The sequence below is a fragment of the Micromonospora taraxaci genome, assembly GCF_007830095.1.
Lineage (GTDB): Bacteria > Actinomycetota > Actinomycetes > Mycobacteriales > Micromonosporaceae > Micromonospora > Micromonospora taraxaci.
In genome coordinates this window covers 3,750,241-3,763,806 of the sequence record NZ_VIWZ01000001.1, presented here as the reverse complement: position 1 = coordinate 3,763,806, position 13,566 = coordinate 3,750,241, and the positions used below count along the sequence as shown (strand labels likewise).

Annotated in this window: 17 protein-coding genes; 1 reads left to right on the top strand and 16 read right to left on the bottom strand. The window is 70.1% G+C overall.

The features are described 5' to 3' along the window. Positions 1-33: 33 nt before the first annotated feature. Positions 34-1,101, bottom strand: coding sequence for a MerR family transcriptional regulator (locus tag FHU34_RS17260; RefSeq protein WP_208745019.1), 1,068 nt, complete (start codon positions 1,099-1,101; stop codon positions 34-36). A gap of 132 nt (positions 1,102-1,233) precedes the next feature. Here FHU34_RS17260 and FHU34_RS17255 point away from each other — a divergent pair, with 132 nt between their 5' ends. Beyond that, positions 1,234-1,890 carry an SDR family oxidoreductase gene (locus tag FHU34_RS17255; RefSeq protein ID WP_145781738.1) on the top strand — a complete coding sequence of 219 codons (657 nt, stop codon included), beginning with the start codon at positions 1,234-1,236 and terminating at the stop codon, positions 1,888-1,890. Positions 1,891-1,918: 28 nt separating this feature from the next. Here the strand turns inward: FHU34_RS17255 and FHU34_RS17250 are convergent, their stop codons facing one another. The 15 genes from FHU34_RS17250 to FHU34_RS17180 all read right to left on the bottom strand — a co-directional run bounded on the left by FHU34_RS17250 (position 1,919) and on the right by FHU34_RS17180 (position 13,501). Continuing rightward, positions 1,919-2,617 (bottom strand): DivIVA domain-containing protein, encoded by a 699-nt coding sequence (locus tag FHU34_RS17250; RefSeq protein ID WP_145781736.1) that lies wholly within the window; start codon positions 2,615-2,617, stop codon positions 1,919-1,921. Beyond that, on the bottom strand, positions 2,614-3,795 hold the full coding sequence (locus FHU34_RS34040; RefSeq protein ID WP_145781734.1) for a globin domain-containing protein: 1,182 nt from the start codon (positions 3,793-3,795) through the stop codon (positions 2,614-2,616). Before FHU34_RS34040 ends, FHU34_RS17250 begins: the two co-directional genes overlap by 4 nt. A gap of 2 nt (positions 3,796-3,797) precedes the next feature. Continuing rightward, positions 3,798-4,196, bottom strand: coding sequence for a group I truncated hemoglobin (locus FHU34_RS17240; RefSeq protein ID WP_145781732.1), 399 nt, complete (start codon positions 4,194-4,196; stop codon positions 3,798-3,800). A 261-nt stretch (positions 4,197-4,457) separates the two neighbouring features. Then, the gene (locus FHU34_RS17235; RefSeq protein ID WP_145781730.1) at positions 4,458-5,054 is read right to left on the bottom strand and encodes a MerR family transcriptional regulator; all 597 of its coding nucleotides are present in this window, start codon (positions 5,052-5,054) and stop codon (positions 4,458-4,460) included. A 196-nt stretch (positions 5,055-5,250) separates the two neighbouring features. After that, on the bottom strand, positions 5,251-5,715 hold the full coding sequence (locus tag FHU34_RS17230; protein ID WP_088989552.1) for a bifunctional nuclease family protein: 465 nt from the start codon (positions 5,713-5,715) through the stop codon (positions 5,251-5,253). Positions 5,716-5,900: 185 nt separating this feature from the next. Beyond that, complete coding sequence (gene ftsR, locus FHU34_RS17225) at positions 5,901-6,599, bottom strand: transcriptional regulator FtsR (protein WP_197699460.1); 699 nt, start codon at positions 6,597-6,599, stop codon at positions 5,901-5,903. Positions 6,600-6,649: 50 nt separating this feature from the next. Beyond that, complete coding sequence (gene odhI / locus FHU34_RS17220) at positions 6,650-7,102, bottom strand: oxoglutarate dehydrogenase inhibitor Odhl (protein WP_007071101.1); 453 nt, start codon at positions 7,100-7,102, stop codon at positions 6,650-6,652. 215 nt (positions 7,103-7,317) lie between these two features. Beyond that, entirely contained in the window at positions 7,318-7,698 is a 381-nt protein-coding gene (gene gcvH, locus FHU34_RS17215; protein ID WP_088989550.1) for a glycine cleavage system protein GcvH, read from the bottom strand. A gap of 60 nt (positions 7,699-7,758) precedes the next feature. Then, complete coding sequence (locus FHU34_RS17210; protein WP_145781729.1) at positions 7,759-8,787, bottom strand: DUF881 domain-containing protein; 1,029 nt, start codon at positions 8,785-8,787, stop codon at positions 7,759-7,761. 10 nt (positions 8,788-8,797) lie between these two features. Next, entirely contained in the window at positions 8,798-9,130 is a 333-nt protein-coding gene (locus tag FHU34_RS17205; protein WP_088989548.1) for a small basic family protein, read from the bottom strand. Further along, positions 9,127-10,071, bottom strand: coding sequence for a DUF881 domain-containing protein (locus FHU34_RS17200; protein WP_244311708.1), 945 nt, complete (start codon positions 10,069-10,071; stop codon positions 9,127-9,129). The genes FHU34_RS17205 and FHU34_RS17200 overlap by 4 nt, the downstream gene beginning before the upstream one ends. Then, positions 10,068-10,700 carry a cardiolipin synthase ClsA gene (clsA, locus tag FHU34_RS17195; RefSeq protein WP_145781725.1) on the bottom strand — a complete coding sequence of 211 codons (633 nt, stop codon included), beginning with the start codon at positions 10,698-10,700 and terminating at the stop codon, positions 10,068-10,070. Before clsA ends, FHU34_RS17200 begins: the two co-directional genes overlap by 4 nt. Positions 10,701-10,992: 292 nt before the next feature. Beyond that, on the bottom strand, positions 10,993-11,457 hold the full coding sequence (locus FHU34_RS17190; RefSeq protein WP_145781724.1) for a MarR family transcriptional regulator: 465 nt from the start codon (positions 11,455-11,457) through the stop codon (positions 10,993-10,995). Between the two features lie 53 nt (positions 11,458-11,510). Beyond that, on the bottom strand, positions 11,511-12,683 hold the full coding sequence (locus FHU34_RS17185) for a PP2C family protein-serine/threonine phosphatase (RefSeq protein ID WP_145781721.1): 1,173 nt from the start codon (positions 12,681-12,683) through the stop codon (positions 11,511-11,513). 71 nt (positions 12,684-12,754) lie between these two features. Continuing rightward, positions 12,755-13,501, bottom strand: a complete 747-nt coding sequence (locus FHU34_RS17180) for an SAM-dependent methyltransferase (protein ID WP_145781719.1) — start codon at positions 13,499-13,501, stop codon at positions 12,755-12,757. Positions 13,502-13,566: the final 65 nt, after the last annotated feature.

Genomic DNA, 13,566 nt, shown 5'->3' with positions numbered 1-13,566 from the left:
CGGCCGGGTCCGGCGGCGGACGGAGGGCGACGTCTACACCGCGACGACGTCGGCGATGACACAGGCGATGTTGTCCGGCGCCCCCTGCGCCAGCGCCAACTCGACCAACGCCCGTACCGTCTCCGCCGGAGGAGTCGGCGCGGCCACCGTCGACCACACCGCGGCCCGGTCGACGACCGCGGACAACCCGTCCGAGCACAGCAGGTACCGGTCACCCGGCCGGGCGGTCCGCAGCGCCAGGTCCACCTCGACCTGCGTCCCGGCGCCGAGGGCGCGTACCAACAACGCGCGCTGCGGATGCGCGGCGGCCTCGTCACGGTCGAGCCTGCCCTGATCCACCTGCGCCTGCACCCAGGTGTGATCCTGCGTGAGCAGCGACAACTCACCATCGCGCAGCAGGTAGGCCCGGGTGTCACCGACGTGCGCGAGGGCCAGTTGGGAACCGCTGCGCAGCACCGCGGTCACCGTGGTGCCCGGCTGGTGGTCGTCGGTCGCCAACCCCCGCACACTCCGGTCGGCGTCCGCGACCGCAGCGGCGAGCATCGTCAACAGGTCGACGGGCGGCGCGTCCACCAGCGCCAACGGGGTGAGAGCGTCGATCGCGGCGGCGCTGGCGGCAGCACCGCCGGGCCCCCGGATGCCGTCGGCGACCACCAGCAACCGGTCGCTGGCGTACGCGGCGTCCTCGTTGCTGTCGCGCACCAACCCCGTGTCACAACGGGCGGCGTAGCGGACAGCGATGGTCGCACTCGGGTCGGACATGGTGGCGCCCCCTTCAGACAGGTGGTCCACGAGGATGGTCGCGAGCCGCGCGCGGGCCGCGGTGTCGGCGGTGACCCGCCGCCAGTACGCGGTGACCGCCTCGGCCGCCGCCGCCGGATCCAACCCACACACGACGCGGATCGTCGCCAACGGCATACCGATGCCCCGCAGCTGGGCGACCAACCGGGCCGACGGCACCTGCGCCGGGTCGTAGAGCCGATACCCGGACTCCGCGTCGACGGCGGCCGGCGGCACAAGCCCCACCTGGTCGTACAGGCGCAGCGCCTTCGGCGTCAGCCCCGCCGCCTGCGCGAACACCCCGATGGTCATGAGCCCCACGTCGACACCCTCCTCGTGCCGGCCACGGCGACCGGCACACCCCAGGGTGGGCCTTCCCCACAGGTCAAGGTCAAGCCCACCCGGTGGGCTCGTCCGCTGCGAGGGCTCCCACACCGCCGGTAGGTTGGGCGCATGCGCGTCGTCATCGCCGGAGGCCACGGCAAGATCGCCCTACTGCTGCACCACCGCCTCACCGAACGCGGCGACACACCGGTCGGTCTGATCCGCAACCCCGCGCAGGCCCAGACGGTACGCGCCGCCGGCGCCACACCCGTCGTCTGCGACCTGGAACACACCACTGTCGCCGAACTCGCCACGCACCTCACCGACGCCGACGCGGTGATCTTCGCGGCGGGCGCCGGCCCCGGCAGCGGCGCCGCCCGCAAGGACACCGTCGACCGGGCCGCCGCCGCGCTCCTCGCCGACGCCGCCACCCGTGCCGGTGTCCGCCGCTACCTGCTCGTCTCCTCGATGGGCGTGGACGACCCACCCGCCGCCGGCACCGACGACGTGTGGGCGGCGTACCTCCGCGCCAAACGCGCCGCCGAAAACGACCTACGCGACCGCGACCTGGACTGGACGGTGCTGCGACCCGGACGTCTCACCGACGACCCACCCACCGCGGCCGTCACCCTGACCCGGCACGCCGGACGCGGCGCCATCAGCCGCGCCGACGTCGCCCACGTCCTCGCCGCGCTCCTCGACGAACCACGCACCACCGGCGCGACAGTGGAACTCGTCGCCGGCCCCACCCCGATCACCGACGCCGTCCGCGCCGCCACCACCTGAGCGGGCCCGCCGCCGCGCCCCGGCGAGGTCAGCGCTGCTGATGCCGGGGCAACGCCGACCGGCCCGCCGCCGCACCAGCAGCGAACGGCGCCCCCGGCGTCTCCGCCGCGATCCGGTCCATCGTGCGAGCCAGATGCTCACTGCCGTCGTCGAGATGCCGCGCCGCCGCCTGCATGTGCGACACCATCATCTCGCCGAAGATCCGCAACGCCTCCCGGGTGGCCACCGTGTCGTCGAAGCTCGGCCCCGCCGCGCTGCGGTACTCCGCCACCGCCCGCTCCGCCTCCTGCTTCGCCTCGGCCTCCGCCGCGTGCAGGTAACTCTCGTACTGCACCCGGGCGTACTCGGCGACCCGCCGCGCGTAGTCGTGCGCCTGCGCGATGATCTGCTCCGCCTCACGCTGCGCCGCAGACAGCAGATTCACCTCCCGCGCCGCCGGGACCTTCGCCGCCGCACCCGTACTCGGGATCACCCCGTGCCGGTGCAACTCCACCCGGTCGTTCAGCCGCTCGTTCTCCGCCCGCAACGTCGCGATCTGCGTCGCCAGCAGGTCCAACTCGTCGGCCACCTGCACCCGGAACCGGTCCACGTCCGCGTTGTCGTAACCACGCCGGGCGAACGACGCGGACCCGAACTCCCACCGCCGGACCCGGTCGGCGGTCATCCGCACCTGCACACCGCCGGAAACCTGTATCCCGTCATACCGACTGATCGGGGTCGCGCTCACCTGTTCCCGCCTCCCGAAGTGTCACCGGCGGTCGTCTCCTGCACCGCCGTGCGCCAGGCCGAGCCGTACCACTGCGAACCCAGGCCCTCGTGATGCACCTGACCCGGGTGGAAACCCGCCTGGAGCAACGTCTGCACCGCGTGCGAAACCATCTCGTCCGATCCACACACGAACACGTGCCGGGAACGCCAGTCACCGTCGGCCAACGCCCGATCCACCGCGTGCACGAACTCCCCCGGTCGGTGCACGTCGGCACCCACCACGTACGTCACCGTCAACCACGAGTGCGACGACGCCAACTTGTCGATCGCCTCGCTGTCGTAGAGCTCACTACGGGAACGAGCCGCCACGTACAGGTCCACCCGCCGGCGGGAACCCTCCGCCGCCACCTGCTCCACCAACGCCTTCACCGGCGCCCAGCCCGTGCCCGCCACCAACAACAGCAGGTCACTCGAACCCGCCGACCACAACGCCAGCCGATCCCCCACCGGCGCCGCCAGGTGGATCCGATCACCCACCGCCGACCCGTACACCAACCGCGACGACACCGCCCCACCCGGCGCGGCCCGCACGTGCAACTCCAACGTGCCGTCCGCGCGGGGCGCGTTCGCCGGCGAGTAGTACCGCCACGACCGCACCGACGGATGCGACACCCCCACCGACTGGCCGGGGGTGAACGGCAACAGGTACTGCGGACGCACCGTCAACACCGCCACGTCGAACGCCCGCCGCTCGTGCGCCACGATCTCCGCCACCCACCACGGCGGGTTCACCGCCTCGGCGGCCTGCGCGGCCTCCGTCATCACCTGCGCGACCAACCCGTACGCGGCCGTCCAGTCCGCCGCCAGTTCGTCGGTCCACTGCTCGGCGAGGAAATGCTGCAACGTCGCCACCAGCGCCTCACCGACCGCCGGGTAGTGCTCCGCGCGGACCGCGAACTTACGGTGATCGGCGCCGAGGTCCTGAAGGAAACCCACCAGGTGTTCCACCTGGTCCACGTTGGACACGATGTGACCCAGCGCGGTTACCAGGCGATCCCGCTGCCCGGCCATGTTCGTGGGGAACATCTGCCGCGTCTCGGGGTGAGACAGGAACAACGTCGAGTAGAAGTAGAGCGGCACCTGGTCGCCGTGCGCGGCGACCAGCGACCAGCTCTGCTTGAGTCGGGCCGCGTCCACGCTCAGGCGCCCGACCGGTTCTCGCGGGCCACCACCTGGTCCTGCACCTGTCCCAGCACCGTCTGCACATCAGCCAGGATGTCCGCCGGAACACCCAACTCGGTCAGCGTCACCGTCAGGTGCTCGCCCACCTTCGCGTAGTGCTCCACCGGAATGTTCAACGGCTGGTGCGCCTCGGCCAACCCACGCCCGGTGTACTCGTTGGGGCCACCCAGGACCGTGGTCAACATCAACGTCAGATGCCGCCGCTGACCCACCATGTCCACATCGGAGAAGTAACCCGCCAACTCAGGGTCCACGAGCACCTTGTCATAGAACAGCTCAACCGCCGCCTTGACCGAACTGGCACCACCAATACGGTCGTAGTGCGAAGCGGGAGCGGTCTCTTCCGTAACCGTCACGGTCGTTCCTTCCGGGGGGTGAAGGGTCCAGAACCGTCAGGGACCATAGCGTGTCAAACGCCTCCGGTCAGCGCCCCGGTATCGGGTTCCCGACAATCCCCACACACGCTGCGTCACCACTACCGACAGGTAAATCCACAATCGGCCACCGCAACGACACCCACCGTATCCACAATGGACCGCACCGACCCACCGGCCCCCACCACAGTTACCGAGGGTCGCGAGAAAACCAACCGGAAAAAGCCCGGGAAATGGGAACGCTCAGCCGGCCCGCCGCCGCGCCCGCCGCGCCGCCAACTCGTCACCGACCGGATCCGCATCGGACGTCACCGCAGGCTCCACCGGGCCGCTCGTCGCCGGCTCCGCCGGCAGATGCGACAACGACCCCTGGATCTCCTTGAAAGCCCCACCGATCGCGATCCCGAAAACGCCCTGGCCCCCCTGCAACAGGTCGACCACTTCCTCCGGAGACCGGCACTCATACACCGTCGTCCCATCGGAGATCAGCGTGATCCCGGCCAGATCCTCCACACCACGCGACCGCAACGCCTCGATCGCCTTACGGATGTTCTGCAGGGACACCCCCGCATCCAACAACCGCTTCACGACCTTCAACACCACCAGGTCCCGGAACGAATACAACCGCTGCGTCCCCGAACCCGAAGCGTCGCGAACGCTCGGCACCACAAGCGTCGTCCGCGCCCAGTAATCCAACTGCCGGTAACTGATGCCCACCGCGTGGCAGGCCGTCACACCCCGGTAGCCAACCGAACCCTCACCCTCGACCGCCACCTGCGGCGACGAGGCACCCGGCTCAACCCACTCTCGACCCGGATCGGAATCCTGCGGCTCGTGCATCCGGACAACCTCCCCGTCAGTGCGGTGACGCGTCGTTTCCGGGACGCGCACCCCTCGACACGGCAACCCTATAGCCACCTTCAGGGGTTACCACGGAGGAACCGACGCGACACGCCGCGCAGTCACCAGGAAAGATCACCAACCGCACCAGGGCATCACCGACCGTGACACCCAGGGCGCAGAGCCCAGGAACACCTCAGCCCGCGAAATCCTCCGGACGCACCTGGTCCAGGAACTCGCGGAACTTCTCCACCTCGTCCTCCTGCTCATCAGGGATAACGATCCCCGCCTCGCTGAGGACCTGCTCCGAACAACGAATCGGCGCACCGACACGCAACGCCAACGCGATCGAATCGCTCGGCCGCGCCGACACCCGCACCCCATCACCGATCAACAGATCCGCGTAGAACACGTTCTCCTTGAGCTCGGTGATCTCCACCGCCTGCAAGGGCGCCTTCAACGCCGCCAACACATCCCGCAGAAGATCATGAGTCAACGGCCGGGCCGGCTTGACCCCCTGCTGCTCGTAAGCGATAGCCGTCGCCTCGACCGCACCGATCCAGATCGGCAGATAGCGGTCCCCCTCGACCTCCCTGAGCAGGACGATCGGCTGGTTGCTAGGCAACTCCACCCGAACTCCGACCACGCTCAGCTCGCGCACCGCCGCCTCCGTGTCGTTGTCACCTACGCCGCACCGCGCCCTTCCCTGCACGGTACACGGACCGCGACACGGCCGTCCCATGCGCTACAGCACCACGCCCGCGCCAGAAAGGGGTTACCCCGGCAAGCCTACGGCACGCTTCCCGGAAGAGATCTTTCCGCTCAGCCACCACCCACCGGGCACCATCAACGACCCAACGTCGACCGCAAACCCACCCGCACCAACGCCGCGTGCAACTGCTCCGACAACGCCACCAACTCCCGCGCCGTCTCCGCAGCCCGCGCCCGCGCCGCCGGATCACTCTGCCGCGCCAACGGCGCCACCAACTGCGCGAACAAACCAACCTCACGGTCCGCCGCCGTCCGATAACCCCGCAGATGCCGCGGCTCCAACCCGTACGACGCCAACCCCGCCACCGCCGACGCGATGATCAGAGCATCCCCGTCATACCAACCAGGCGGATCCGACACCAGCACACCGAGCCGCTCCAACTCCACCAACGTCGACTCGTCGATCCCACTACGCGCCACCAGGTCCGCCCGGCCGAGCCGCACCTGCGACGACTCGGCCGGCTCCGACTCACGACCCGGCACCGCACCATCAGGACCAACCGCCACCAACGCCGGCCGCGACCTCTCCGGCTGCTCACCGGACGAATCCCACTGCGCCAACTGCTCACGGATCACCCGCAACGGCAGATACCGGTCCCGCTGCGCGGTCAACACGAACCGCAACCGCGCCACATCGTCCCAGCTGTACTTCCGGTAACCCGCCGCCGTCCGCTGCGGCTCGACCAGCCCTTCGGCCTCGAGAAACCGCAACTTCGAGATCGTGGTGTCCGGGAAATCCACCCGCAACTGCCCGAGCACCTCACCGATGCTCATCAGCGGCTGAGACCGGGCCGCACCGGGTGACGTGGAGGCCGCAGGCTCGTTCACCCCCGGCCGGCCTCCTCCTCCGGGCGCGGACCGGCGATGAACACCACCCGGAACTTACCGATCTGAACCTCGTCACCATTGCTCAACGTGGCCGCCTCGACGCGCTCACGATTCACGTACGTGCCATTCAAGCTGCCCACGTCCCGCACCGTGAAAGTGCCACCGTCACGGTGGAACTCCGCGTGCCGACGCGACACCGTCACGTCATCGAGGAAGATGTCACTGTCCGGATGCCGGCCACTGGTCGTCACATCGTGGTCCAACAAGAACCGGGCACCCGCATTCGGACCTCGACGAACCACCAGCAGCGCCATACCCGGCGGCAACGAACCGGACATCCGGCTCGGCACCACATCGGTGTCCGGCCCCTCCAGCACTTCGTCGAGCGAACCGAGATTGAGCGTCGAAGTGACGTCGAGTGGGGGGAACTCGTCGTCTGGCCGCGTCATGGGACCACCTCACGGATCTGTTCGGTCGGCGTCGGGTAATGGCGGGTCTGGCCGCCGGGCACTTGAACACCCGGCGGCTGGCTCCCCGTGCCCGGGAAGGCAATTCCGCAACGCTCAACTATTTGGGTTCTCGGTCGACTGGGCGAGCCTAGCCAGCGCCGAAATGCAGGGCAACCGGACGCGCGCAGACAGCCCACGCACCGGAACAAGCTCACTCAGCCTTCGGTGATCTTCTGATACGCGCCCGCCGTCAGCAACCCATCCGTCGCCGTCGGATCATTCGGCGTGATCTCCACCAACCAACCCTCACCGTACGGATCAGTGTTGATCAGCTCAGGCGTGTCACCCAACGCCTCGTTACGGGCCGCAACCGTACCCGCGACCGGCGCGTAGATCTCCGACACACTCTTGGTCGACTCGATCTCACCCAACGAGTCACCGGCCGCGACCACCGAACCCGCCTCGGGCAACTGCACGTACACGATGTCACCCAGCGCGTCCTGCGCGAAGTGCGTAATGCCGACCCGGATCACACCCGTGCCGTCACCCGCCACCCACTCATGCTCGGCGGTGTATCGCAGATCCTCAGGAATCACCAGACGCGTCCTTCATCCATCGGTGCCCCGGACCACCCGGGTCCGGGGCGGCCGCGCCGGTCAGGAGACCGGACGGGCGTGTTCCAACTTGATCGGCACGTGCAGCGCCGAAACCTCGGCGACCTCACGCTCCCCAAACGTCACGTTACCGCCGCCACCCCGGACCGACGCCACCACCCCACCAGGAATGTTCAACGCCGTACGCATCGTCGCCGGATCACCGATCACCGTGATCGTGTACGGCCCCGTCAACCGACGCCCCTCCACCACCAACGACCCGTTGTCCCCATCGAGGAAATACGTCGACGCGATGATCCGCACCGTCGCCCGATCACCACCGGAGATCTGCATCGCCTCGGCGCCCGCACCCCGCAGCTCCTGCACCGCGTCCAACACCCGGTTCGCCGTGATCGGCTTGGCACCGGAATCGAACTGCACGGTCAGACCCGGGCCCACCGCCGGCAGCGTACCCGCCAGGATTCCCAACTCGTCCGCCCGCCGCGTCGCCTCGTCCAACGCCGCCTGACGGCCCTGCTCACCCGACTGCAACTGCCGTTGGCTGTCCTCCAGAGCACGGATGTCCTGCTGAAGACGGCTCTCCCGCGCATCCAGATCCGACAGGATCCGGACCAGGTCCTCCTGCCGCGTCGCCGCCAACGTCGGGTCCTTCGACGTCGTCTTCAACTGCACGACCAACGTGAAGCCCAGCAACACCAACAACGCCACGATCATCACACCGGCAGCACTCAACCGTGACCGACCACCCACCGCCGGCGTCGACTCCCCCACCGGCTCGGCCAACCCGTCAGAGCTCGCCACCGGCTCGGCCGACCCGTCGGAACTCTCCGCCGGCTCCCCCGACCGCGACACCGCGCTCAAATCCACCGTCGCGCCGTCGTCGACCGGCTCCACCGCAGGCCTAACACTCGACTCCGGCTCCGCGGGCTCACCCTGCGGCGCCAACGGGCTCAGCTCGTCCGGATCCGGCGCATCCGGCCGCGGATCAGGCTCACCCGCCGGCCCACCCGGCCGCGCCGGACCCGCCGGCTGCGGCCACCCCGTCCCCGTGTCGGTCTGCTCGTCACTCATCGCAACCAACCTACGCCCGGAACAGGTGCCGGCGGATCGCCGCCACGTTGCCGAAGATACGCACACCCAACACGACGACCACACCGGTGGACAACTGCCCGCCCACCCCCAACTGGTCGCCCAGATACACGATCAGACCGGCGACCAGCACGTTCGAAATGAACGACACCACGAACTGCTTATCGTCGAAGATGCGGTCCAAACGCGCCCGCACACCACCGAACACCGCGTCCAACGCGGCCACCACCGCGATCGGCAGGTACGGCTGCAACGCCGCCGGCACCGCGGGATCAAGCACCACACCGAGCACCACACCGGCGAGCAACGCCAGCACCGCGATCATCGGCCACCTCCGGAGGGGCTAACTGTCGTCGTCGGACCGGACGACCCGGGACTGCCGGACCGGACACCCGACGCGGAAGGGCTCGGACTGACCGACGGCTTGGCGTAGCGTAGCTGCGGCTCCGCAGCCGCCGGCAGGGTGAGGTCGTCGGACTCCCGCACACCGAACGACAACCCGGTCTTCTGCGCGACCTCCCGCATCAACGCCGCGTTCCGACTGGTCTCAAACTTGCGCCGCATCGAACCCGGGCCGATCGCCGACACCTCGTACGGCCCGGTCACCGGCCGGAAGTCCACCAACATCGCCTCACCCGCCGACCTGATCGTCGACGTCGACGTCAACCGCTGCCCGTTGATGGCGATCGCCTCCGCGCCGGCACTCCACAACGCGTTGGCCACCCCCTGCAGGTCGCTGTACAGCACCCGCGGCGGACCAGCACCGGCGCCGGTCACCGCATCCGCGTTGTCCGGCGCGTCCGCCAACCGCACCACCACACCGTCACCGCGCACCCGGCCCAGGCCCGTACTCGCCTCCAGGTTGCGCAGCCGGGCCGCCGCCGACCCGCTCAACGCCGCGTCCCGCTGCCGACTGACCTCCTCGCGCAGCTGGTCGGCCCGCGTCGACAACCGGTCGGTCTGATTCTCTCGCTCCTTGATCTGCGTCACCAGACCGGAACGGGCCTGGCTGCGCCCCGGCTCGTCGGCCATCGTCTGCCGGTACGCGACCGCGAACAGGAAGCCGAGCATCACCACCACGACAAGGCTGACCGTCCGCGACGACCGCGCCCGCCAACCCCGCACCGGCCCGGACTCCGCCGACCGCCGACGGGCGGCCGCCGCGTCCGCGTACCCCGGATCCAACGGGTTGCGGAACAGTTCGGTGAGGAAGTCCGGCGCGTACACCCGGTCCTGGCCGGGCTTCCCGAGCCGCGGCGCGCTCACGCCGCCGCTCCCGGGCCGCGGGCCGCGCGCACCAACCGGGCCGCCTGTACGACGTACATCGCGCCGGCCACCCAGTAGAGCACCAGCCCCCACCAGGCAAGCCCCCATCCGATCGCGGCGGTCGCCGTCGCCGCGGCGCTCCACTCGGTCGCCAGCAGCAGCACCGGGAAGGCCGCGAGGAGCAGGAACGTCGCGGTCTTACCCACGTAGTGCACCGGCGGCGGCCCGTACCCGTAGCGGCGCAGCACCGCCAGGGAGCCGAGCAGGAGCAGCTCGCGGGCCAGCAGCGCCGCGGTGAACTGCCACGGCACCACCTCGCGCGCGGTGAACGCGATCAGGGTGGCGAGGATGTAGAGCCGGTCGGCGAGGGGGTCGAGCAGTTCGCCGAGTCGGCTGACCTGGCGCAGGCGGCGGGCTATCCAACCGTCGACCCAGTCGGTGGTGCCGCCGATGGCGAGCACGACGATCGCCGCCACGTCGGCCCGCCTGACCAGGAAGAGGTAGAGGAATAGAGGTACGCCCAGCAGCCGTCCGAAGCTGATCAGGTTGGGCAGGGTGAGCACCTGGTTGCCGGGAGTCTGGTCACCGGTGTCCGGCGGTTGCTCTGCCCGAGCCGGCCGACGCGACACCGATCCTCCTCCACGGCACGTGGGCCCCCAGCCGACGTCGGGCGTGGCTGAGGGGCGTACGCGTTGTCGGGCCGACCACCGCCGGCTCCCCCTGCGGCCCCGGGCGGGGCCCTCCCCTGACGCGGCCCGCGATCTCGATGATCGCGGGCCGGGTAAGTGCGCTGTCACTATATCGGGCTTCCGCCTGGCCCCTGAGGCGCTGCCGCGCGGCATCCGGTGCGGCATTGCCGCACTGTGGCGTGGATCACCACGCGTAGAGCGTCCTAGGACACTAGTGGAGGGCGAGCCGCGCTCATGCCGTCTGCGCTGCGGGGTCGTTGTGCTGCTCGGGCACCGGCTGCGTCGCCGCCCGGGCGAACCCGACCAACGCCAGCAACAGATCGTGTTGCATCCGCGTCGGCATCCGATCCAACACCGCCTGCACCGCCCGCTGCCGCCGCTCCGCCAACTCCTCCAACAGGGTCAGCGCGGCCGGGGTCGGCAACAGCCGCACCTCGCGACGGTCACGTGGATCGGCCACCCGGCGCAACAACCCGGTCGCCTCCAGCCGGTCGCAGAGACGGCTCGCCGACGAGGGCACCACGTCCAGCAACTCGGCCAACCCGTTGACGTTGGTCTCCTGCCGGTTGCTGATCAGCATCAGCACCCGCAACTGGGTCGGCGGCAACTGGTGCCGCGACGCGGCCGAATCGAGCACGGCGATCAGCGTCTCGGCAGCCGCGTTGATCGCCGCGGCGAGATCCGCAGGTCGCTCCACCCGATGTCCCCTGCCGTCGTTACGCTGCTGGCCGCCCGGCGAAGCGGCGGCCCTCACCCGCTGCCCCGCTCACGCGGACCGCGCCAGTCCAGACAGACCACGACGGCGTCGTCCCGCAGATCGGACTCCGCGTGGTAGGCGTGCAGCTCGCGCATCACCGTACCAACCGCCTCGGCCGCCGGCTGCAACCGCGTGGCGCGCAGGGAACGCGCCATCACGCGCTGCCCGTACGGCTCCTGACCCGGCGGCTCGGCGGCCCACACCCCGTCGCTGACCACGAAGAGACGGTCACCCGGTTCGAGGCGCAACTCCTGCAGCTCGTAGCGGGTCTCCGCGAACATCCCCAACGGCAGCTGCTGGTCCAGCTTGATCTGTTCCACCACGGACCCCCGCATCCGCAGCAGGTGCGGGGAACCGGCGTCGACCGCCCGCACCTGCCCGGTGCGAGTGTCCACCTCGAGCAGCAGAGTGGCCACATACCGCTGGCCCCGGTGTTGGTAGAAGACCGTGTCCGAGGCCAACTCGGCCTGCTCCACCAGCCCGCCGCCGGACCGACGCGCGTTGCGCATCGCGTTGACGGTGACCGAGGTCAGCATCGACGCGGCCAGACCGTTGCCCTCGCCGTTGAGCACCGTCAGCGTGAGACGGTCACCGTCCAGGGACCAGTCGAAGTGGTCACCACCCACGGTGTACGCCGGCTCCAGCTGGCCGGCCAGGTCGAACGCCCGGTGCGCCACGCTGCGACCAGGCAGCAGGTCCCACTGCATCTCGGCGGCCATCGTGAGTCGCTCGCGGCGGCGCGCCCGCCGGTAACGGTCGGTCTCCCGGTCGGCCGCGCGCATCGCCACCGCCAGGGCGCCGGCGACGTCCGTCGCGCGGCCGGTGACCGCCGGACCGGGTACGTCGGGAAGCTCGATCAACAGCACACCCAGCCGCTCCCCCCACACCGTCAACGGCAGGTACAGCCGGCAGGGACCCTCGCCATCGCGCACCGGCTGCTGGCTGCTGAAACAGCGCTGTGCCACGGTGTGACAGGCCAGGAAACCCGCCGCCGGCAGGTCCGGATCCAGCAGCGGCCACAGCCCGCTGATCCGGTAGTCGGCGACGAACACGTCGGTGCGCAGCGCACCCATCGTCGACCGGATCACCCGGTCCGCCGCCTCCGCCAGTTGGTCGGGCGGGGCGTCGCGCAGCGCGCGCGACACCACGTCCGGCACGTCCACCATGGTCGTCCTCTCGAGAAGCTTGCTACAGGGCAAGCATCATACGGACGCCCCCGGACGCCGGATCCGCGCGGTCAGTCGCCGCCCCGGGCCGCGAGCACGCCGTGGAACGCGTCGGGCACCCGCGCCGGCGAACCCTCCGGCCGCCAGTCGGTGACGGGGACGATCCCGTCCACCGTCGGAGCCCACCGACCCAACAGGGGCGCGAACGCCTCCGGTGGACGCATCCGGAACTGCGGGCCCATCATCGCCAGGGCCTGCGGGTAACCCGCCAGTTCCTCGGTGTCGAAGTCCACGGCGAGCAGGCTCCCCGGTGCCGCGGCGGAGTACAACTCGTCGAGCGTACGGGTCAACGTCTCGTCGTCGAGGAACGCGGCGAGGCCCAGGAAGACCACCCCGACCGGCCGTCGACCCCAGCCGGGCACGAACCGGTGCAACTGTGCCGGGTCGATCGTGCCGATGTCGGTCGCGTCACCGAAGCCGTAGCCGGCCCGGTCGCTGCCGGCGAGGATGCTCTGCCCCAGGCGGATGGTGACCGGGTCGACGTCGGTGTAGAGCACCGTCGCGTCGGTGACGACCTCGTGCACGTTGCCCCGCGTGGGCACCCCGGCGCCGAACACCAGGAAACCGTCCACCCCCTGCTCGGCCATCGCCCGCACCGCCCGGCCCAGGAACGCCCGCAGCTCCCGGAACACCGGCGCGCACGGCCCGTACGCCTGCTCGAACGCATTCGCGGCGGCCACGTCGACCGGGAAGTGATGCTCCCCACCGAGCCAAAAGTCGATCATCCGCGCGGTGCTCGGCTGGTCCGGTTCACCCATCGACGACGCCCCCTCCCCGGCCGGTCGTCGCCAGCGTACCGACCCCGACGCGCTCCGCGGTATCG